The organism is uncultured Alistipes sp. (assembly GCF_910580175.1).
Classification (GTDB): Bacteria; Bacteroidota; Bacteroidia; order Bacteroidales; family Rikenellaceae; genus Alistipes.
The window spans coordinates 155772-178154 of sequence record NZ_CAJTXD010000001.1; the positions used below are offsets into that span (position 1 = coordinate 155772).

17 protein-coding genes, 1 tRNA gene and 1 pseudogene are annotated in these 22383 nt (G+C 59.4%); 7 read left to right on the forward strand and 12 right to left on the reverse strand.

All coding sequences use genetic code 11. The features are described from left to right. The first annotated feature begins 53 nt into the window (after positions 1 to 53). From QZ298_RS00665 to QZ298_RS00685, 5 genes are read left to right on the forward strand one after another with little or no spacing between them, the layout of a single operon-like run. Positions 54 to 608, forward strand: coding sequence for a flavodoxin (locus tag QZ298_RS00665; protein ID WP_296004645.1), 555 nt, complete (start codon positions 54 to 56; stop codon positions 606 to 608). A 1-nt stretch (position 609) separates the two neighbouring features. Further along, entirely contained in the window at positions 610 to 1044 is a 435-nt protein-coding gene (locus QZ298_RS00670; RefSeq protein ID WP_296004647.1) for a DUF1893 domain-containing protein, read from the forward strand. Positions 1045 to 1079: 35 nt separating this feature from the next. Continuing rightward, a complete protein-coding gene (locus QZ298_RS00675) occupies positions 1080 to 2984 on the forward strand; it encodes a TonB-dependent receptor (RefSeq protein WP_296004648.1) in 1905 nt (634 codons plus the stop codon). Between the two features lie 41 nt (positions 2985 to 3025). Next, complete coding sequence (locus QZ298_RS00680; RefSeq protein ID WP_296004649.1) at positions 3026 to 3589, forward strand: ECF transporter S component; 564 nt, start codon at positions 3026 to 3028, stop codon at positions 3587 to 3589. A gap of 1 nt (position 3590) precedes the next feature. Continuing rightward, positions 3591 to 4721, forward strand: a complete 1131-nt coding sequence (locus QZ298_RS00685) for an aldo/keto reductase (RefSeq protein WP_296004651.1) — start codon at positions 3591 to 3593, stop codon at positions 4719 to 4721. Positions 4722 to 4927: 206 nt separating this feature from the next. Here the strand turns inward: QZ298_RS00685 and QZ298_RS00690 are convergent, their stop codons facing one another. Continuing rightward, positions 4928 to 5824, reverse strand: coding sequence for a helix-turn-helix transcriptional regulator (locus QZ298_RS00690; protein WP_296004653.1), 897 nt, complete (start codon positions 5822 to 5824; stop codon positions 4928 to 4930). A 149-nt stretch (positions 5825 to 5973) separates the two neighbouring features. On the opposite strand from QZ298_RS00690, the pseudogene QZ298_RS00695 reads away from it, so the two are divergent. Continuing rightward, a pseudogene (locus tag QZ298_RS00695) lies at positions 5974 to 6453 on the forward strand (cupin domain-containing protein); the annotation flags it as partial. A 69-nt stretch (positions 6454 to 6522) separates the two neighbouring features. On the opposite strand, the gene hutI reads toward QZ298_RS00695, so the two are convergent. From hutI to QZ298_RS00740, 9 genes are all read right to left on the reverse strand, one after another. Further along, entirely contained in the window at positions 6523 to 7764 is a 1242-nt protein-coding gene (hutI, locus tag QZ298_RS00700; RefSeq protein WP_296004655.1) for an imidazolonepropionase, read from the reverse strand. Beyond that, positions 7748 to 9238, reverse strand: coding sequence for a histidine ammonia-lyase (gene hutH, locus QZ298_RS00705; RefSeq protein ID WP_296004657.1), 1491 nt, complete (start codon positions 9236 to 9238; stop codon positions 7748 to 7750). The genes hutI and hutH overlap by 17 nt, the downstream gene beginning before the upstream one ends. 17 nt (positions 9239 to 9255) lie before the next feature. Further along, complete coding sequence (locus QZ298_RS00710) at positions 9256 to 11274, reverse strand: urocanate hydratase (RefSeq protein ID WP_296004658.1); 2019 nt, start codon at positions 11272 to 11274, stop codon at positions 9256 to 9258. 1 nt (position 11275) lies between these two features. After that, a complete protein-coding gene (ftcD, locus tag QZ298_RS00715) occupies positions 11276 to 12976 on the reverse strand; it encodes a glutamate formimidoyltransferase (RefSeq protein ID WP_296004659.1) in 1701 nt (566 codons plus the stop codon). 258 nt (positions 12977 to 13234) lie between these two features. After that, positions 13235 to 15238: a TonB-dependent siderophore receptor gene (locus QZ298_RS00720; RefSeq protein WP_296004661.1), complete on the reverse strand. Its 2004-nt coding sequence runs from the start codon at positions 15236 to 15238 to the stop codon at positions 13235 to 13237. 131 nt (positions 15239 to 15369) lie between these two features. Then, a complete protein-coding gene (gene pelA, locus QZ298_RS00725) occupies positions 15370 to 16461 on the reverse strand; it encodes a pectate lyase (RefSeq protein ID WP_296004663.1) in 1092 nt (363 codons plus the stop codon). 13 nt (positions 16462 to 16474) lie between these two features. Next, positions 16475 to 17767 carry a cysteate synthase gene (locus QZ298_RS00730; RefSeq protein WP_296004665.1) on the reverse strand — a complete coding sequence of 431 codons (1293 nt, stop codon included), beginning with the start codon at positions 17765 to 17767 and terminating at the stop codon, positions 16475 to 16477. Positions 17768 to 17784: 17 nt separating this feature from the next. After that, complete coding sequence (nspC, locus tag QZ298_RS00735; protein WP_296004667.1) at positions 17785 to 18915, reverse strand: carboxynorspermidine decarboxylase; 1131 nt, start codon at positions 18913 to 18915, stop codon at positions 17785 to 17787. Between the two features lie 370 nt (positions 18916 to 19285). Continuing rightward, positions 19286 to 20476 carry a saccharopine dehydrogenase family protein gene (locus QZ298_RS00740; RefSeq protein WP_296004669.1) on the reverse strand — a complete coding sequence of 397 codons (1191 nt, stop codon included), beginning with the start codon at positions 20474 to 20476 and terminating at the stop codon, positions 19286 to 19288. 132 nt (positions 20477 to 20608) lie between these two features. Between QZ298_RS00740 and QZ298_RS00745 the strand changes: the two genes are divergently transcribed. Then, positions 20609 to 20681 (forward strand) — tRNA-Lys (locus QZ298_RS00745). A 268-nt stretch (positions 20682 to 20949) separates the two neighbouring features. Here the strand turns inward: QZ298_RS00745 and QZ298_RS00750 are convergent. Both QZ298_RS00750 and QZ298_RS00755 read right to left on the reverse strand, forming a co-directional pair. Further along, positions 20950 to 21363: a DUF1573 domain-containing protein gene (locus tag QZ298_RS00750; RefSeq protein ID WP_296004671.1), complete on the reverse strand. Its 414-nt coding sequence runs from the start codon at positions 21361 to 21363 to the stop codon at positions 20950 to 20952. 7 nt (positions 21364 to 21370) lie between these two features. Continuing rightward, positions 21371 to 22306 (reverse strand): transcription antitermination protein NusB, encoded by a 936-nt coding sequence (locus tag QZ298_RS00755; protein WP_296004673.1) that lies wholly within the window; start codon positions 22304 to 22306, stop codon positions 21371 to 21373. Between the last annotated feature and the right edge of the window lie 77 nt (positions 22307 to 22383).

The following is a 22383-nucleotide window of genomic DNA, read 5'->3' on the forward strand; positions in this document are numbered from 1 at the left end:
CCGACGCCGATCGTCCGCTACCTTTGCCATGCAAACAGAAAAACGAACAGAAGATGAAAACCCTCTCTTTCCTGATGGCTTTTGCGGCCATAGTCGCGGCCGGCGAGAGCGCCGGTGCGCACTCCCTCTCTCCTGAAAAAGCCTTGGTCGTCTATTTTTCGCATAGCGGCAACACCCGCACGCTGGCCGGACAGATCGCCCGGGCCGCACATGCCGACCTGCTTGAAATCGTGCCCGAAAAACCCTATCCGACAGTCTATAACGAAGTAACGGACCAAGCCAAAAAAGAGATCGAGGCCGGATATCGTCCGGCGCTCGCCACGAAGATACCCGACGTATCGGCATACGACGTGGTGTTCGTCGGATCGCCTTGCTGGTGGGGCACCATCGCACCGCCCGTGGCGGCCTTCCTGGCCTCGTGCGACCTGACGGGCAAGACCGTGGCGCCCTTCATGACGCACGAAGGCAGCCGAATGGGCCGCAGCGCGGCGGACATTCGGGAACTCTGCCCGAAGTCGGCTCTGACCGAAGGGCTGTCCGTGCGCGGCAGTGCGGTGTCGGGCGCGGCTGCCGAAGTGGAAAAATGGCTGAAAAAGATCGGCAAATAACATGGCAGCCTATCTGACCGACGCCGAACGCAAACGGCTGATCGACCGTCTCCACGCCGAAGGGTGCTCGTGCGTGATCCGCAACGGCGCGCAGACGCGCTTGTTCCATGAACGGGGTGTCAAAGACCTCTATCGCCTGCTCAACGAGGAGCCGGCCCTGCTCGACGGCGCTTTCGTGGCCGACAAGGTGGTGGGCAAGGGTGCGGCAGCGCTGATGATCGCAGGCGGCGTGCGCGAGGTATATGCCGACGTGATCAGCACACCGGCTCTCGAACTTTTTACCGCACGAGGCGTCCGGGTGGTGCATACCCAGGAAGTGCCGCATATCATCAACCGCTCGCACACGGGGCTGTGTCCCGTGGAGACGCTCTGCCGCGACTGCCGCACGGCCGAAGAGTGCCTGGAACCGATCCGCGAATTCATCGAACGCTGCTGATCCCACTCCCAAGCACATCGAACAAGCAATCGACTATGAAACGACTACTTTCTATCGCAACCTTGCTGCTCGCCCTGCCGGCACAAGCCGTGCAGCCAGCCGAAGAACAGATGCCGGCCACCCACCCGATCGACAGCGTGGTGGTAACGGGTTCGCGCCACCGGATCGACGTCCGGCACTTGCCGATGACCGTCTCGACGATCGACCGCCGCCGCATCGAACAGAGCCACGAACAATCGCTGCTGCCGCTGCTGACAGAGCAGGTGCCGGGGCTTTTCGCCACGGGCCGCGGCCTGATGGGATACAGCGTATCGACGGGCGCGGCAGGCCAAATGTCGCTGCGCGGCATAGGCGGCGCCCCGCAATCGGGAATGCCGACCACGGGGCTGCTGGTGCTCATCGACGGTCATCCCCAATACATGGGACTCATGGGCCACCCGATCGCCGACGCCTGCCAGTCGATGCTGACCGAGCGGGTCGAAGTGCTGCGCGGCCCGGCCTCGGTGCTCTACGGATCCAATGCCATGGGCGGAGTCATCAACATCGTGACCCGCAAGATGCGCGACGAAGGGGTAAATACGGGCGTCAACATCGGCTACGGCTCCTACAACACGCTTCAGACCGAGGCCACGAACCGTGTAAAGGCTGGGCGTTTCACAAGCGTTGTGACAGGATCGTACAACCGCACCGACGGCCACCGTCCCCGCATGGGCTTCGGGCAATACGGCGGCTACGCCAAGATAGGCTATCAAATCGCGGCGGCCTGGCAGGTCGAAGCCGACGTCAACCTCACGCACTTCAACGCCTCGAACCCGGGCAGCGTGACCGATCCGATATTCGACAACGACACGCATGTCACGCGCGGCATGACCTCGGCGGCCATCCGGAACGAATACGACAAGACCTCGGGCACCCTGAGCTTCTTCTACAACTGGGGCCGCCACAAGATCAACGATGGTTATTCGCCCGGTCAGGCACCGCTCGACTACCGCTTCCACTCGCGCGACGAGATGCTGGGCATCTCGTGGTACCAGAGCGCCCGGCTTTTCGAAGGCAACCGGCTGACCGTGGGGCTGGACTGGTTCCGCTTCGGCGGCCGGGCCTGGAACCAGCCGCTCGACGGCTCGGCGCGCACGATGCTGGCCGACAAGACCCTGCACGAGGTGGCGGCCTATGCGGACTTCCGCCAGACGATCGCCGGCTGGATAACGCTCGATGCCGGGGTGCGCATCGACCACCACTCGCACGTAGGCACAGAGTGGGTGCCGCAGGCAGGCATCTCGCTGCTGCCCTCGGCCGATGCCGAAATCAAACTCTCGGCAAGCAAGGGATTCCGCTACCCCACCATCCGCGAAATGTACATGTTTCCGCCCCAGAATCCCGATCTGAAACCCGAACGGCTGTGGAGCTACGAAATCGCCTACTCGCAACGCTTGTGCAACGGGCGTATATCCTACGGCATCAACGTGTTTTATATCGACGGCGAAAATCTCATCATGCGGGTGCCCGTGAACGGACGCCCGAAAAACATCAACACGGGCCGCGTGGAGAATGCCGGCGCCGAGGCACAGATCGCCTGGCGAATATCCCCCGCGTGGCTGCTCGACGCCAATTACAGCTATCTGCACATGGCCTATCCGGTAATAGCGTCGCCCGAACACAAGCTCCATGTCGGAGCTGCGTTCGCAAAAGGCCGCTGGAACGTATCGACCGGCATGCAATATGTCGACGGACTCTACACCGAAGTGAAAGTCGCCGGCAACGGACGATACGAACAAGAAAATTTCGTGCTGTGGAATCTGCGCGGAAGTTTCCGGGTCTGCCGGATTATGGATATTTTTGTAAAAGGCGAAAACCTGCTGGCACAACGCTACGAAATCAATGCAGGCTACCCCATGCCCAAAGCCACGGTAATGGGCGGCATCGACTTGAAGTTCTGATACAGATTACACATAGCACAACTTAATAAATTGGAAACCGAATGCAAATATTGACTGCAAAATTCCGTACGCTGGAATTCAGCGAAACCAAAACCTATCTGGCGGCGGCGCTTTTCGTGCTGGGCAACATCGCCCTGCCGCAACTCTGCCACATGGTGCACGCGGGCGGCCCGACCTGGCTGCCGATCTACTTTTTCACGCTCGTAGCAGCCTACAAATACGGCTGGCGGACGGGACTGCTTACCGCCGTAGCATCGCCACTGGCCAACTCGCTGCTGTTCGGCATGCCGGTAGCCGCGATGCTTCCGGCCATCCTGCTGAAGTCGGTCGTCCTGGCCCTCGCAGCGGGTTGGGCTGCCGCCCATTACCGCCGCGCGTCGCTGCTATTGCTGGCGGGTGTCGTGCTGGCCTCTCAAGGCATCGGCACGCTGGGCGAATGGGCGCTGACAGGCGATCTCCAAGCCGCTGCGCAGGATTTCCGTCTTGGGCTTCCGGGCATGCTGTTGCAGGTTTTCGGCGGCTGGGCCGTCATCAACCGCATGGATATGCAACGCCTACCGAAACGTCGCCGCGACGAAAAAACGAACCCTTCGAACCGCAAATAAGATGACGGAAAAGAAATTAGGATTCGGCTGCATGCGCCTGCCGCTGGCCGATCCGTCGGACTTTGCGAAAGCGGACATCGCCCAGGTCGAAAAGATGGTGGACACTTTCCTGGAAAGAGGATTCACCTATTTCGATACGGCCTACATGTACCACGAATTCCAGAGTGAGAAGATCATGCGCCAGGCCCTCGTCGAACGCCATGACCGCAATGCCTACACGCTGGCGACCAAACTGCCGACGATGTTCCTGAAGGCAGAGGGCGACCAGGAGCGCATTTTCGCGGAACAACTGGAAAAATGCGGCGTGGAGTATTTCGACTACTACCTGCTCCACAACCTCAATGTGTCGAACTACCGCACGGTCGAACGATTCGACAGTTTCGGATTCGCAGCCCGCATGAAAGCCGAGGGCAAAATCCGCCGCATCGGATTCTCGTTCCATGACAAAGCGGAACTGCTGGACGAAATCCTGACTGCCCATCCCGAGACGGAATTCGTGCAGCTGCAAATCAACTATATGGACTGGGACAACGAGAGCATCCAATCACGCAAATGCTACGAAACGGCACGCCGCCACGGCAAACCGGTAATCGTGATGGAACCGATCAAGGGCGGCACGCTGGCGCAACTGCCCGAAGAAGCCGAACGGATGTTCCGCACGCTCCGGCCCGAACTTTCGCCGGCATCGTGGGCCATCCGCTATGCCGCGAGTCTCGACGGCGTGATGATGGTGTTGAGCGGCATGTCGTCGCAAGAACAACTGGACGACAACACCTCCTACATGAAGCATTTCGAGCCGCTGAATGCGGAAGAGCGTGCAGCCGTCGAAAAAGCGGTGGAAATCATCAACCGCTCGATCGCCATACCTTGCACGTCCTGCCGTTACTGCGTAGAAGGATGCCCGAAACAAATCGCCATACCGGAATATTTTGCACTTTACAACAACGTGACGCAGTCGCTGAACAAGGGATTTCTGGTGCAAAGCGTCTACTATGCCAATCTGACGCAGAATCATGGCCGGGCGTCGGACTGCATAGCCTGCCGCAAGTGCGAAAAGAGCTGCCCGCAGCACCTGCCGATCGTTGAACACCTGCGGCAGGTAGCCCAGAAATTCGACCAGCCGGAAGCGTAGCGGACGATATACGAAACCGAAAAAACAGCAGAAAGTGCAAGCCGTCGGACTACCGAAACCGACGGAACAGGGCACTAATTAACGAGCGCCGCCCCATCAAAACGGGGTAAAACGGCCCTTGATATCTCCATATCGCCCCTATGAATAAGCCGCCCTGCCGCATTTTTGCGGCAGGGCGGTGTTTATGCAAGGAGTAACGGTCTCGGTTAGTTGGGCATTCGGTATTCCTTGGGAGTCAATCCGGTAACTTTCTTGAACAGCCGCGTGAAATGCTGGGGATAGCGGAAGCCCATTTCGTAGGCGATTTCGCTGACCGACTTGCGGGTGTCGAAAATCCGCTCCTTGGCGATGTCGATCAGTCTGGACTGGATATGTTCCTGCGCTGTGCGGCCGGTCTCTTTCTTGATAAGGTCGCCAAAATAGTTGGCCGACAGATGCAGCCGGTCGGCACAAAGTTTTACCGATGGCAGCCCTTCGATCTGAGGTCGTTCCGAAGCAAAATACTCGTCCAGCAAAGCCTCGAAACGAACCAGAATATCGTTGTTGGCATTGCATCGCGTGATGAATTGCCGCTCGTAGAAACGCACGCAATAATCCAACAACAATTCGATGTTGACCGCAATCAACCGCTGGGTATGTTTGTCGACGGTATGTTCGGTCTCGGTGCGGATCTTGTGCAGGCAATCGAGAACGATCCCCCGCTCCTGCTCCGAAAGATGCAACGCCTCGTTGGCCTCGTAGGAAAAGAAACTATAATTGCGGATGTTGCGTCCGAGCGACGTCCCGCGCAACAACTCGGGATGGAAGACGAGCGCCCAACCTTTGGGCTGGAAAACCTCGCCGTTGTCTTCCACACCGGCGACCTGACCGGGCGCAATACTCACGATAGTGCCTTCCTGGTAATCGTAATACTGACGGCCGTAGATCAGGTTGCCGCACTTGACATCCTTGAGAAAAAGCGCGTAAAACCCGAACGTATGGCGCATGTGGCGGATTTTGCGGGCCTGCGACAAGTCGATGACGCTGACCAGCGGATGCAAGGTTTCGACGCCCAGCAGCTCATTGTATTCGAAGACGTGCTCGAAATGTTCGATCGTATTCATGGATTTTCAATGTCTTGACACAAAAATAACGATAAAATACCCGATTGCAAGCGACACCGGTAATAATGGTAACAAGACCCGTAATCGGTATACGGAAAACAAAGCCGGAAGCGGGTAATTTTGCCATACGAAAAGTGAAAACTCGAAGCATGAAACAACTCTTTCTGCTTTCGGCCTTGGCAGTGCTGCTGGCCGGATGCGCTCAAAAATCCGAAAAAACGATGAAACAATCTTTCGAACAAATCTTCCCGCAAGGAGAGAAACTCCCCGAACAATTTTCGGCCTATTTTATCGGTCAGGCCTGGCTGGCACCACTGACACACGATGCGACGCTCGGCTGCCCGATCGCGAACGTGACGTTCGAACCGGGCTGCCGCAACAACTGGCACAGCCACTCGGCCGGTCAAATCTTGGTGGTAACAGCCGGGCGCGGCTACTATCAGGAAAAAGAGAAGCCGGCACGCGAACTCCGCCCCGGCGACATAGTGGAAATTCCGGCCGATGCGATCCATTGGCACGGCGCCGCGCCCGACAGCTGGTTCGCCCATCTGGCGATCACGGTCGACTCCGACAACAACCGCAACACCTGGCTGGAACCGGTCGACGACGAACAATATGCAGCAGCGACAGCGAAGTAAAACCCGCCGACCCCAGCATGACAGCGGCCCGGATAGATGTCCGGGCCGCTTTGGTTTCATCTACCCCTGGTACTCCTCGCCGCGCAGGAACACCCGCCGGATCAAAGGCGTCTGGTAGGCATAGGAGAAGAACTCGACCGACGGCATCGGGTCGGTAAGGAAGAAATCGGCCGCTTTGCCGAGAGTAATCGAACCGTGATCCCGGCTCAAGTCCATCGCATAGGCGCCGTTCAAGGTCGCGGCGTTGATCGCCTCGGCGGGCGTCATCTTCATGCGAATGGAAGCCAGCGAAACGACCATGCGCATGTTGCCCGAGGGCGACGATCCGGGGTTGTAGTCCGACGCCAGGGCGACGCCCAACCCCGCGCGGATCATCTCGCGAGCCGGAGGATAACTCATGCCCAGAAAGAACGCCGCCCCGGGCAAAAGAGTGGGCATGGTGGCCGTGCCGCGCAAAACCTCGATCTCCTCGGCGCCCATGCGTTCGAGGTGGTCGACCGACAAGGCCCCGTGAGCCACGCCGACCTGCACGCCGCCCGAAACGGCCAACTCGTTGGCATGGATCTTGGCACGCAGGCCGAACCGGCTGCCCGCCTCGATGATGCGGGCCGTTTCGCCGACCGTGAAGAAGCCCTCGTCGCAAAAGACATCGACGAAATCGGCCGACCCCTCGCGAGCCACGGCAGGCAACATTTCGTTGCAAACCAAATCGACATACTCCGCCTGGCGGCCAGCATAAGCCCGGGCAACGGCATGCGCTCCCAGAAACGTAGCGCGCACGGTCAACGGAGCCGTTTCGCGGATGCGGCAGATGACGCGCAACATCTTCAGCTCGTCGTCGGTCGAAAGACCGTAACCGCTTTTGATCTCCACGCAACCGGTACCCATGCGGATGATTTCGTGTACGCGCGCCATGGCCTGGCGGTAGAGTTCGTCCTCGGAGGTGTCGTGCAGCCGGTCGGCCGAATTGAGAATGCCGCCTCCGCGGCGGGCGATCTCCTCGTAGCTCAAGCCGTTGATCTTGTCGAGAAACTCCTGCTCGCGGCTCCCGGCATAGACCAGGTGGGTGTGGGAGTCGCAGAACGAGGGAAACAGCATTCCGCCGGACGCATCGACGATCTGCGCGCCCTCGCCCGAGGGGCATTCGGACATGCGGCCGAACGCCGCGATGCGTCCTTCGTCGGCCAACAGCCAGGCATCGCCGAGCGTCTCCAACCGCCCCATCTCCCCGCCGCACACGCGCAGACGTCCGGCAGGCTGGATGCCGACGATGCGGCCGATGTTCCTAACAAGCAGTTTCATGGCGCAGGAATTCGACCGACGATTCGATATGGGGATACATCACGGTGTCGTCCTCGATGAACGGCACATGCTGCCGATAGGCGGCCAACAAACCCTCCAACACGGGCGAAGTCCGCAGCGGACGGCGGAACTCGAACGCCTGGGCGGCGTTGAACAACTCGACGGCCAGCACCCGCCGGGTGTTGTCCACGACACGGTAAAGTTTGGTGGCGGCATTGGAACCCATGCTCACGTGGTCTTCCTGCCCCTGCGACGAGGGGATCGAATCGACCGAAGCGGGCATACAGAGGCCCTTGCTCTGGCTGACGATCGACGCCGCGGCATATTGCGGAATCATGAACCCGCTGTTCAACCCGGGTTTGGCCACCAAGAAACTGGGCAGGCCGCGCGTGCCGGAAATGAGCTTGTAGATGCGGCGCTCGGAAATATTGGCCAGTTCGGCCACGGCGACAGCCAGAAAATCCATGGCCAGCGCGATGGGCTGCCCGTGGAAGTTGCCGGCCGAGACCACCATATCTTCGTCGGGGAAGACGGTCGGATTATCGGTCGCAGAATTGATTTCGGTAGTGAGAATCTGCTCTACATAATCTATCGTATCTTTTGAAGCTCCATGCACTTGCGGAATGCAACGGAACGAATAGGGATCCTGCACGTGCTGTTTCGGCCGAACGATCATCTCGCTGCCCTCCAGCAGCCGGCGGAAGTTGCGGGCCGTGGCGATCTGCCCCTTGTGCGGACGCACGGCGTGCACCTCCTCGCAAAACGGCTCGATGCGGCCGTCGAAAGCTTCGAGCGACAAGGCGCCGATCGCATCGGCCCAGTCGCTCAACTTCCGGGCCTCGATCAACGACCATACGCCGTAGGCACTCATGAACTGCGTGCCGTTGAGCAAGGCCAAACCCTCCTTGGACTGCAACTCGATGGGCTGCCACCCCATTTCGGACAATACCCCGGCAGCATCGCGCACCTCCCCCTTGTACTCCACTTCGCCGAGTCCCAGGAGCGGCAGGCTCATGTGGGCCAGCGGCGCCAGATCGCCCGAAGCGCCGAGCGACCCCTGCTGGTAGATGACGGGCAGTATGTCGTTGTTGAAGAAGTCGATAAGACGCTCGACCGTAGCCAACTGCACGCCCGAATGGCCATAGGCGAGCGACTGGATTTTCAGCAGCAGGATCAACCGCACGACCACGGCGGGCACCCGCTCGCCTATGCCGCAGGCATGCGACATGACGAGGTTCTTTTGCAGAGCGGCCAGGTCGTCACGCCCCACCGAAATGTTGCACAGCGAACCGAACCCCGTGGTAATGCCGTAGATCGGCCGCTCGGGGTTCTCCATCTTGCGGTCGAGGTACTCGCGGCAGCGGACGATGCGCCGGCGTGCGTCGTCGGAAAGCGCGAGATGCAGATGCTTTTCGACGATTTCGCGGACACGTGCAATCGACAGATGCTCGGCGGAAATATAATGAAGCTCCATAGATAAACTTTAATTTATTATATGTTTTTCAACGTATTACGTATCATATCCTCATCTGCTTGATTAGGTAAGGTAACCCGCAGCTCGGGCGTGCGCTCCATCTGGCGCCGGATAGCCGCCAAGGCGCCTTCGTTGCGCGCCCAGCCGCGGCGGGCGATACCATTGTTGACGTCCCAGAAAAGCATGTCGCGGATGCGGCGGTCGGAGTCCTCCGAACCGTCGATGACCATGCCGAAACCGCCGTTGATGACCTCGCCCCAGCCTACGCCGCCGCCGTTGTGGATCGAAACCCACGTGGCGCCGCGGAACGAGTCGCCGATGACGTTCTGCACGGCCATGTCGGCCGTGCAGGCCGACCCGTCGTAGATGTTCGACGTCTCGCGGTAAGGCGAATCGGTGCCCGACACGTCGTGGTGGTCGCGCCCCAACACGACGGGTGCAGAAATGCGCCCCTCGGCGATGGCCCGGTTGAAAGCCTGCGCGATTCGGGTGCGCCCCTCGCAGTCGGCATAGAGGATGCGGGCCTGCGACCCGACAACCAGCTTGTTGCGGCCGGCCTCGCGGATCCAATGGATGTTGTCGTCGAGCTGGCCCCGAATATCCTCGGGTGCCGTGCGGCGGATCTCCTCCAGCACTTCGGCGGCCAGGCGGTCGGTCAGCTCCAAATCTTCGGATTTGCCGGAAGTGCAGACCCACCGGAACGGGCCGAACCCATAGTCGAAGAACATCGGCCCCATGATGTCCTGCACGTAGGAGGGATAGCGGAACCGTCCGCCCTCGCCCACGACCGCCGCACCGGCCCGCGACGCCTCCAACAGAAAAGCATTGCCGTAGTCGAAGAAGTACATGCCGCGTGCCGTGAGCTTGTTGATGGCATCGGCCTGGCGGCGCAGCGACTCCTGCACGCACTCGCGGAAGCGAGCCGGCTCCTCGGCCATCATCTTGTTGGAAGCCTCGTAGCTCAACCCGACGGGATAGTAGCCGCCTGCCCAAGGGTTGTGCAGCGACGTCTGGTCGGAACCCAGATCGACGGCGATCTCTTCGGCCGCAAGACGCTCCCAGAGATCGACAACATTGCCGACGTAGGCCAGCGAGACGACCTCCTTCTTGCTGACAGCCTGACGGATACGCGGGATCAACTCATCCAGGGATTCATGCAGTTCGTCGACCCAGCCCTGCTCGAAACGCTTCGTTGCGGCCTTGGGATTGATCTCGGCGATCACCGACACGACGCCCGAGATGTTGCCGGCCTTAGGCTGCGCGCCGGACATGCCGCCCAGACCCGACGACACGAAAAGCATGCCGCGCGTATCCTTGCGCCCTGCCGTGAAACGCTTGCGGGCGGCGTTGAGCACCGTGATGGTCGTGCCGTGGACGATGCCCTGCGGCCCGATGTACATGTACGATCCGGCGGTCATCTGCCCGTACTGCGACACCCCTAAGGCGTTCATCCGCTCCCAATCGTCGGGCTTCGAATAGTTGGGGATTACCATGCCGTTGGTAACGACCACGCGCGGCGCATCGGGATGCGAGGGAAACAACCCGAGCGGATGGCCCGAATACATGACGAGCGTCTGCCGGTCGGTCATTTCGGACAAATATTGCATCGTCAGCCGGTACTGCGCCCAGTTCTGAAACACGGCGCCGTTGCCGCCGTAGGTAATGAGTTCGTGGGGATGCTGCGCTACGGCCTTGTCGAGGTTGTTCTGGATCATCATCATGATGGCCGCGGCCTGCCGGCACTGCGCAGGATACTCGTCGATAGGCCGGGCATACATTTCGTAGTCGGGCCGCAAGCGGTACATGTAGATGCGTCCGTATTTGCGCAACTCCTCGGCGAACTCCGGAGCCAACACGGCGTGGTGCTTCTCAGGAAAGTAACGCAAGGCGTTCTTCAAAGCAAGCACCTGCTCCTCGGGCGAAAGAATTTCCTTGCGGCGCGGGGCATGGTTGATCTGCTTATCATAAGGTTTGGCGGCAGGCAGCCTGTCGGGGATGCCTGCGCGGATGTCGGCTTGAAATTCCGAAACGGTCATGCTACTGGATTTTTGATTCGACAATGGCTATTACTTCCTCTTCGCGGCGGCGCGCTTCGACGGCCAACGCCTCGGCCTCGGCGACGAGAGCATCGGCCGCAGCGCGATCCTTCAATCCGGCGGCGTTGATCTTGACGTTGAGACAAGCTCCCAGCACAGCGCTGCGGGCGGCCAGAGCGCCCACCCCGGCATCGGAAACCGAATTGGGATTGCCCTCGGCGGCCATAGCCTGCACAAGGTCGAAGACCCCGCAGGCGGCTTTCATCGTACGCAACGGCACCTGTGTAGCATAGAGCGTGGCGGCTTGCAACGCTTGGCTGCGGGCGGCTTTCTCCTCGTCGGTAGACTTGGGCATGGCGAAGACGTCCATGATGCGGTTGAACGCAGCAGTGTCCTCGTCGACCAGATGCAACAACTCGGAGAGGAGGGCCTGCCCCTTGTCGGCCCAGTCGGAAAACTCTTTCCAACGCTCATCCCACCCGGCCTTATGGGCCGAAAGGTTGGCGACCATCGTCCCGAGGGCAGCGCCCAGAGCGCCCATATAAGCCGAAATCGATCCGCCGCCCGGCGCCGGAGACTCGCTGGCCGTCTCGTGAGCAAAAGCCTTGCAGGTCAGATCGACAAGCCGCTTGCCGGCACGCTCTGCGTCCAGCAAATATTCGATCACTTTCTCCTCGGGCACGAAAGGCTTCAAATCGCCCAGCCCCATCGACTTGACGGCCACGCGGACGATCTCCTCCTCGGCGATGCCGGTCGAACGCTGCTGCTTGCGCAGGAAATGCTTACCGGCCTCGACAAGCGCCCGTTTGGGCACCAGGCCGACGATCTCGGTACCTGTGACGCGCACCCCACGGGCCTCGGCCTTGCGGCACACCTCGTCGAAAGCGACATGCAAGGGCGTGACGGCGATGTCTGTGATGTTCATCGAGACCTGGGCGATGCCGTACTCCTCGATGAACCAGCCGATGGCCTTGGTGGCCTTGAGCGTGCCGGGCCGCATGACGGGATTGCCCTCGGCATCCTTGACGATCTTGCCGACGATGGGGTTGCCCTCGCGGACGGGGCGCCCTTTTTCGCGGACGTCGAACGCAATGGCGTTGGCGCGGCGCGTAGAAGTGGTATTGAGGTTGAAGTTGACAGCGATCAGGAAGTCGCGCGCCCCGACGGTCGTGGCTCCCGTGCGAGCGATCCGCTCGTCATAGGGCCGGGCACCGAAATCGGGTGCCGACTCGGCATGCGCCAGCTTTTCGGGCAGCGCCTCATACTCGCCCGCCCGGCAGACGGCCAGGTTCTTGCGCTCGGGCTTGAATGCGGCGGCCTCGTAGCAATAAGTCGGGATCGACAGCTCGTCGGCGATGCGCTTGGCCAAGTCGCGCGACAAGGCGGCGCACTCCTCCAGTGTAATGCCGGAAATAGGAATCAACGGCAGAACGTCGGTGGCGCCCATACGCGGGTGGGCACCCTTATGGTGCCGCATATCGATCGATTCGGCCGCCTGTCTGACGCCTTGGAAAGCGGCCTCGACGACCGCCTCGGGCGATCCGACGAACGTGACGACCGTGCGGTTGGTCGCCTCGCCGGGATCGACGTCCAGCACCTTGACGCCACCCGAACGTTCGATGGCCGAGACGATCCGCCGGATCGTCTCCTGATCGCGCCCCTCGCTGAAATTGGGGACGCACTCAACGATTCTTTGCTCCATAGCTATGATTTTTTCGATTCAATGATTCAAAACGCGACGACAGCCATCGGCCCAGCTCCGTACTCTACAAATATAACGGTTTTCCGGCAGAAAAAAGCAAGGATCGTTAGGAAAATAACAACGAATTCCGCAGATTCATAACAAACCGGCCCGAACAAGAAGCACAACTACTCTGAACCCAACGGCGCCTTGCGACACCAAAACAATTAGCCCGGAGCCTTGCGGCTCCGGGCTGAAAACGCAGCCGGAAAAGGGAGATCAACGCCGCCCGATGGTCAGCACGACGCCTCCCGTGACCCACACGCCGGGCAGCGGGATGCCGCCCATGTCGCAATGGTGCGCATCGGTCAGGTTGGTGCCGTCGACATAGAGCCGGCAGATGCCTTTCTCCCAAGCAAGGCGCGCATCGAGCAAGAAATAAGGCTCGTAATCGCGTATCACGCTCACGGACGCATCGCCGGACACGGGATAGTCGGTATAGCTGCCGTTGCGCCGAGCGACCGACGCCGTGAAGGCGAACGTCATGCGGCGCAGGAAATGCACCTCGACGGACAACGCCGCCTTATGGCGCAGAAAGTCCATGGCGCTTTTGGCGATGACATCCGAAGTGCGATCGGTGGAGACGAACGCATAGGAAAGGGTCGCGCGCCGCAAAAACCCGTCGGCAGCGACATACCCTCCTGCCAGCTCGACGCCGTAGGTGTCGAGTGCGCTCGACTGCTCGGAATGCCATTTGCCGCGCCATGCCTCGACCGGATCGTCGTCGGCATGCCACACCCAGTCTATGATGTCGCGCCCGGCACGATAATAAGCCGTTGCCGAAGCATTCCAATGCCCCTTGGCATAGCGGGCGCCGGCATGCACCGTGACGGCCTTCTCGGGCATGAGGTCGAGGTTGTTGATCTGGGCGGGCGACGAATAGTAAAGATCGGTAAACGTCGGCAGACGCATCGACTGCGCGGCGCCGACGCCGACATGCCATCCCGGAGCAGGCGCATAACCTCCGGCGACACTCCACAAAGCAGTTTCTCCGTAGGGCGTGAAGCTGACGCCGCCCGAAGCGGCCGCATCCCAGGCCCCCCGCTGCCAAGAATGCCGCAAGAAAAGGTTGCCCGTATGCCGGGCCTTGGCCCGCGTATAGTGGCCGTTGGGCACGGCGAGCAAGTCGCCCAGGTTGGAACTGTAAATGTGGTTGAATGCGTAATCGCCGCCCAACGTGGTGGTGCCGCCGGCCCAATCGCAATCGGCCCAAAGTTTGGCCCCCGCGTTGTCGGTATTGTGCCGGTTCATGGGCGTACCGCGCGTCCAGTCGTAGCGGTCGAAGTTCTTGCGGTAACTGATCGCCGCGCCCAACGAAAAACGCCCGAAACGCTGCAACCACCTTAACGATGTCAACGCCGTCGTTGTGCGCTCCCACTGCTCGGGGTTATAAACGGCGTAGAACCCGTTGGAACCGAACGAACGGCGCTGATAACCGGCCTGGAAATCGAACAATCCCCCCTGCTGGGTCTCGTACGTGGCACGGACGAAAGCGTTGTATGTGTCGAAATCGGTATTATGGCGGTAACCGTCGCTGCGCCGGTAAGAAACGGCGGTCTGGACAGTAAAGCCGCCGACCGTGACGGCCCCCGAGAGGTTGCCGTAGGCATAACCGTACTGCCCGCCGACGCCCTCGAACCGCAGATAACGTGCGGCGAGCGGTGCCGTGCGAATATTGACGGCGCCGGCATAAGCCCCGACACCGGGGATGCCGTCGAGCAACTCAATGCCCGAAATGCAATCGAGGTCGACAGGCAAAGAATGGGATTGATGACCGGTGCGGGCATCGGTAAAGTCGATGCCGTTGAGCAGCACCATAGTCTGATCGAACGAACCCCCGCGGATGGAGATGTCGGCTTGCGTACCCTTGCCCCCGCGCTCGCGGATATCGACCGACGGAGCAGTGCGCAAAGCCGATTCGAGCGTCTGATAAGGCGCTGCGGCCTGCGCTTTCCGGTCGAAAAGCGGGGTTTGCGACACAACGTTGCGCACGGCCGCCGAACGGCGGCCTGAAATGCCGACCTCGGCAATGCGCAGCTCGCGCAACACCACGGTGGTGTCGGCCGGCTGCGCTGAAGCGCGTTGCGTAGCAAGCAAGAGCATGGACATCACCACCGAGAGCACTCCGATCATGACAAGACGGTGGAAACTGGCGAAGGCCGACCAGCCTTTGCGGTTCCAGCGCTTGAAACAGAAGATCTGTTCCGGATAGGATTTTTTCATGCTTGGATTAGAATTGGAATGAAACAAAAAACGACGGTCAACGCGAAGTCCGGCTGCGAAACTCATGTTGACCGTCGAGAGGATGAACCGAAAGCAGGCGCAAAGTAAAACACCGCCCCGATTTTATAACTTTATTTTACCTTTTCGATTTTAGCAAGCCATGCGGGATACTTATCCAACACCCAGTTGCCCCACACGCCGTACCAGGCGTAGCCCAAGCGCCGTTCGGCCGGCACCTCCTTCAACGAATAGACCTTGACGCTCGCGCGGGTGGCGAAGAAGAAGCCGTCGCTATCCAATTCGTAGTAACGCGCCCAGATGGGAGCGGCATCGGGATCGTCGACCAGAATCCGGTCGGCCTTGATATTCGGATCTTCGGCCAATCCCTCGGGCACGGAGACCGTAACGATCTTCTTGCCCTCGATCTTCGTGCGGTCGAACCAGGCGACAGCCGACTTCACGGCGTCGATGACTTCGGGCGAAGGGTTCTCGATACGCATCAGCAGCATGACGACGGTCGTACTCTCGTTGGTTACCAACCCGGGCAGCTCGAACGCCCGGGCCTTGACCGGGAGCAGGGTCTCGTGGTCGCACTGCTGCGGCCAGATGGTTTTCACGCCGTCGCGCACCCACTGGCAACGGAGCAGCAGATCGAGGCCCCGATCCCACGAATGGCGGATGCGCGTGCGCAGCTTCTTGTCGACCCAAGCATAGCGCGGCTGCCCTTCGAGAATATCCAGCCACAACCACAGCACGCCGGGCATAACGTTGTCGTTGAAAGTGATGGCATCGACGTCCCAGCCCCGCCAGCCGCCGTTGGGATATTGAGCAGCGAGGATCCACTCCACGCCCTTGCGGGCTGCGTCGCGGTAGCGCTTGTCGCCCGTAACCCGATAGGTTTCGGATAGATAGGCGATCTGGGTATAGATGTTGTTATTGTCGAGCGTACTGGTGCGGTAGCGCGGCGTCAGCGACATGATGACCGAATCAGGATCGGCGCAAGACATCATGTCGAGGTTCTTGGCCCAGCCGCCGTCCGTGTTCTGGTAAGCGATGATGTTATCGGCGATCTCGCGCACCTGTCTGGCTGCGAAACGGGGGTAGGCCTTTCCGCGGTTGGCCTTCAACCAACGGTTGACCGACGAATCGAACTCGGCAGTCTGCTGAGCGACGGCAGGGACAACCGACACCGCAAAAACAAGCGCAACAAGTAACTTTCGCATGCTATATAAAGTTTTACTTGAATAATTCTTCGACCTTGGCGACCACCTCGTCGACATCGGGATCGAGCGGAAAAACCAGATCGGGCTGCAAATACCAAAGCTCCTTGCCCTGCTTGAACAACTGCTCGCCGCCGCCCGTGATGTTGAGCATGACGGTGGCATCCTTCTCGACCTTGCCGTCGGCGACGGCCTTGATGAGCGAAGCCGTGGCGACACCGGCGGCCGAATAAATATCGACGCCCTCCAGTTCCTGGAAGAGCTTGCCGGCCTTGCGTGCCTGGGCATTGGTGGCGACGAAAACATCGCCTCCGGTAGCTTTCAACGCATCGTAGAGACCCCCGACCAATCCGTAGGGCGGGCGCCGGTTGGACAAGACCTTGGCATCGATGATCTCGGCATCGCGCCGCGCCTTGTTGTCGTCGTAGGGCAGCATGACCCGCGAATCGGCACGCCAGGCATCGTACATGGGAACGAAAGGCGCATTCTGCGACACCATCAACTTCATGGTATTGCTGCCGAAACGTCCGTCCTCGATCAACCGCATGTTGGCCTCCCAGGCTGCGATGGCTCCGGTGCCGGAACCGACGGCCTGGAAGTAGTAGTCGGGAATGCGGCCGATGGTCGTCACGGCGGACAGCACGGTGGTGGCCATGCCGTCGCGGCGGGCGACGTTCTTCGCTCCGCCCTCGGCATAGAACCCCTGCCCTTTCAAGGCGAGGTTGGAAAGATGGATGGCATCGAAATAATCGCCGCCCTTCTCGCACGAAATGAGTTTGACGCAAGGATTCAACGGTTGGTCGAACCACAAAGCACCGATGTTGTCGTAAGGCACGGCGAGCAACAACTTGATGTTGTTGTCGGAACAAACCTTGGCGAAAGCCCGGGCGGTGTTGCCAGCCGAAGCGACGACCAGCACGCGGCTTTCATCCTCGGCGGCACGGGCGCAGACCGAATAAGCCTCGGTCTCCTTGAACGAACAAGTGGTCATCGAAGCTCCGACGGCGGGATAATAGCCATTGAAGGTAATCCAAAGATTCTCCAGACCGAGATACTTACCCAACCCCTTGCTGCGGAACGTGACAGGAGCCGAAGACCCCTTGAGCATGCGGCGAACGGGCAGCCAATCGCAGAACTTGTAAAGCCCGAACTCGGGCGACTTGACGCCGAGCTGCGTCCGGGCATACTTGGTACGCACGAGCGACGGCGTTTTGCAGGCCCGGTCTTCGAGCGTCCAACCCTCGTCCTCGAACTCCCGGCCCGTGGCCACGCAAGCAAGCGTATAGGATGTAGGCGTAAATTTTTCCATTTATTTCAAGTTTACGGTTATGACATGCGGTTTTTGAAATCTTCGTAGCCGAAGCGGCGTACGACTTCGACGCTTCCGTCGCGGCGGACGATGACGATGGCGGGATGGTGCACCCCGTTGAACATGGTGGTCTTGACCATCGTATAGTGAATCATGTCCTCGAAGACGATGCGGTCGCCGACCTGCGGATCGCGGTCGAAAGCCCATTCGCCACAGAAGTCGCCGGCCAGACAGCTGGCGCCGCCCATGCGCCACGATTTTTCGCCCTCGGCAGGTTCGTGCGCCCCGACGATGGCGGGTTTATAGGGCATTTCAAGACAATCGGGCATGTGGCAGGCGAACGACACATCGAGCATGGCGGTGTTGACGCCGCCGTTGACAACGATGTCCTCGACGGTGGCGACCAGATAACCGGAGCGCCACGTAAAGGCGCTGCCCGGCTCAAGGATGAGCCGCAAGCGAGGGTAACGGGCCTTGAAATCGCGGAGGATACGGATCAATTCGTCGCAATCGTAATCGGCATGCGTCATGAGGTGGCCGCCGCCCATGTTGAGCCACCCGATCTGCGGCAGGAGATGCCCGAAGCGTGCCTCGACAGCTTCGAGCGCCTTTTGCAAATGCTCGGGCCGCGACTCGCACAAGACGTGGAAATGCAGCCCCTCGACACCGGCGGGCAGCCTCTCCAGCTGCTCGGGCGGGATGCCGAGCCGCGATCCGGCGACGCAGGGATTATAGAGGTCGGTTTCGACGGGCGAATATCCGGGATTGACCCGCAATCCGCACGACACGCCGTTGATGAGCGCCCGCTGCCCGAAGCGCTCGAACTGCGCAACGGAATTGAACGTGATATGGTCGCTGCAACGTAGGATTTCGTCGAAATCGCGCTCGCTGTAAACGGGCGCATAGGTATGGGCCGGGCACCCGAACTCCTCGAAGACCAACCGGGCCTCGGCGGCCGAAGAAGCGGTGGCGCCGTCGGAATGCTGTGCCAACTCGGGGAAGATGCTCCACATGGCGCACGCCTTGAGGGCTACGATGATCTCGGCGCCCGATTCGCGGCGAACGCGATCGATGACGGCGAGGTTGTCGTACAACAACTTCTCATCGAGAACATAACATGGAGCGGGCAGCTTGCTGAAGTCGATCATCCGAAAAGAAATATCAATTCAAAAACAGATGCAAAAATAACAAAATCGCGAACAAAACCTACGGGACGCAGGGAAAAATAAGTATTTATACCCAATAAAAGGACACCGGGCTACGCCGGCCGGAGTGCGGAGCAGAAGACCGGCGGATTCGGATAAGTCGCGAGTTCGGGCAAACAAAGCATCCGGACGACCGACAGATTCGAATGGACGGCGAGTTCGGGCGAACAAAGCGTTCGAACGGACATAGGTTCGGACGGGCGCCGCATCCGGGCAGTCTCTACACAAAAAGCCCCCTCCTATACGGAGAGGGCTTGTCCGACAATCCGGAAACTCCGGGCGGGCAGAGGGATATGCCCCTCCTGCCGACGAGCTACACTTCGATATCGACGTCGAACAACTCGTGCCACGGAAGACCCTGGGGGCCGAGTTCGGCGAGGAACGGATCGGGATCGAACTCCTCGACGTTGAAGACGCCGGCGCCGCGCCACAGCCCCTTGGCCCACATCGAAGCGCCCAAAGCAGCCGGCACGCCGGTAGTGAAGCTGACGGCCTGCGTACCGGTCTCCTTGAAAGCGGCCTCGTGGTCGCAGTTGTTATAGATATAATAGGTGCGCTCTTTACCGTCCTTGACACCACGGATGCGGCAGCCGATGGAGGTCTGCCCATGATAATTGGCGCCCAGCGACTTGGGATCGGGCAGCACGGCTTTGAGGAACTGAATGGGAACGATCTCGACACCGTTGTAGATGATCGGGTCGATGCGGGCCATGCCGATGTTCTGAATGACGCGCAGGTGCGTGAGGTACTCTTGGCCGAAAGTCATCCAGAAACGGGCGCGCCGGATGGTGGGATAATTCTTGACGAGCGATTCCAGCTCCTCGTGGTAAATGACGTAGGATTCGCGCTCGCCGATGCCGGGATAGTTCAACGGACGGTGTATCTCGTGCGGCTCGGTAACGACCCACTTGCCGTTCTCGTAGTAACGCCCCTTCTGGGTAACCTCGCGGATGTTGATTTCAGGGTTGAAGTTGGTGGCGAAAGCCATGCCGTGGTTGCCGGCGTTGCAGTCGACGATGTCGAGGTAGTGGATTTCGTCGAAATGGTGCTTGGCGGCATAGGCTGTGAAGATGGCCGTGACGCCCGGGTCGAAGCCGCAGCCGAGGATCGCCGTAAGCCCTGCGGCCTTGAACCGATCCTGATAGGCCCACTGCCACGAATACTCGAAATGCGCCTCGTCCTTAGGCTCGTAGTTGGCCGTGTCGAGGTAGTTGCAGCCGCACTCCAGGCACGCGTCCATGATCGTGAGATCCTGGTATGGCAGGGCAACGTTGACAACGATGTCGGGCTTGAAAGCGCGGAACAGCGCGCACAACTCGGCCACGCTGTCGGCATCGACCTGGGCGGTCTTGACGCGGTTGCCGCCGATGGCTGCGGCCACGGCATCGCATTTGGATTTGGTGCGGCTGGCGAGCATCACTTCCGTGAAGACAGGATTGGCGGCGATCTTCTGGGTAACGACCGTACCGACGCCTCCGGCACCGATGATTAAGGCTTTACACATAAACGTATGAACTTGTAGGTTGCGAATAATTGCGTTTGATTTCTACAAAAATATCGTTTTATTTTGGTAAAACAAAAATAATCTCTACATTTGCACCACCAAAACGGCAACCATGCCCGATTGGGACACGGAGAATCCGTAGCTCAGCTGGTAGAGCACAACACTTTTAATGTTGGGGTCCTGGGTTCGAGCCCCAGCGGGTTCACGAAAGAGGAGAATATCAATTCTCCTCTTTTTTGTTTTTTAACGGGTTATATTACCATCAAGAATGGCAATGTATCCCGTTGTCGCAGTCTGTCGCACAACGACATTTTGTGATCCCAACCGGTTCACGAAAACAGCGTTATTTGTTGCAGCCCAACAAGTAACGCTGTTTTTTATTCGACAATATCGGTAACTTGCCGTTGAGACATCCGAGAAAGCGCCAGAAGCTTCGGCGAAAAGGCCGGCCGAACTTGCAGCAGATCGCGCCCTTACTTCACATCGACATCGACGAAGATGCGCCAGGGCCGGGCTGCGCCGGCGAAACGGATGTCGAGACTCTTGAATTGCCAGCCCCACAAGCCGCGGGAATCGAACGTGAGGGTCAGTTCCCGGGTCTGGCCGGGCAGCAAGGGAGACTCCTCGAACGAAAAAGCGACGCATCCGCAACTGCGCTCGAACGAGGAGATGACGACAGCCTGCGGAGCATGGTTGGCGATCTGCAAACGAGAAACGGCGACTTCGCCGGAATGCAGTTTCCCCAGACGAACGGTATCGCTCCAGCCGCAGGCAAGCAACGAATCGGTCAAGGAGACGACGCGCCCCGCATATCCGACCGGGGTGGGCCGAGAAACGCAGGCATTCAAAGCGACGCCCAGCCAACAAAGAAACACGACACGAAGCATGGCGCCGCTAAATCAAACCGCGGCCGGATTTCTTGATCCGCCCCTGGTCGGCAAGCGACGCAACGATCTTGTCCAACACGCCGTTGATGAACGTGCTGCTGCCGGGCGTAGAGTAATACTTGGATATCTCGATCCATTCGTCGAGGGTTACCTTGACAGGAATCGATGGGAACTCGATGAGTTCGGACATGGCGGTGCCGATGATGAGGTTGTCCATGAAAACGATACGCTCCACGTCCCAGTTGGAAGTGAACTTCTCGATCTGCTCCTGGTACTTGTCGTAGTTGACCAGCGATTTCTCGAAAAGCGTCTTGACGAACTCGGGGTCGTCATCGCACTTGAACTTGGGCAGCACCTTCATTTCGGCATGCGAAGGCCGCAGAGACGACAGCGTTCGCTGGATCATAATCAGAATATAGGGCAGATCGTCGCTCCAGAGAACAGACATCTCCTCCAACACGTCGTCCAGCTCGTCGCAATTTTGTATCTCGATGAAAAAATCCTCGACAAAACGGCGATCCTCGTCGAACGACCGTTCCTCGCGCAACATGTATTCCTTATAATAGTCGCTCTCAACGAGACGCCCATAAAGCGTACGGATCAGATCGGGATAACGCTCCCAGCCCAGCTTGCGGGCCGCAGCATAGTCGTTCACGGCATCGCTGTTGGCCATGATGCGCAGCACGACGTTGTCGACGAATTTGGTGTTGGGGTGCAGGTCTTCGTAGGTAGGCAGCTTCTTGGTCTTGGCCATCTCCAAACGCTGCCCGGCGTAGCGCACCAGTTCGACAGGCAGCAACATCATCTGGAAATAAAGATCGTAGGCCTTGTCGACGGAAGCCATGAGCGTCTTTTCCGAAGCGATCATGTTGTCGGAATCCGACTTGAAATGGGCGAACAACGCCTTGACAACCTTTATACGAAGTAATCTTCTGCTCAACATAGGTAGAACGTTTAGAACGGGCGCAAAAATACGATTAAAAATCAAGAATCGAAAATACACCAACAGATTTTTCGACA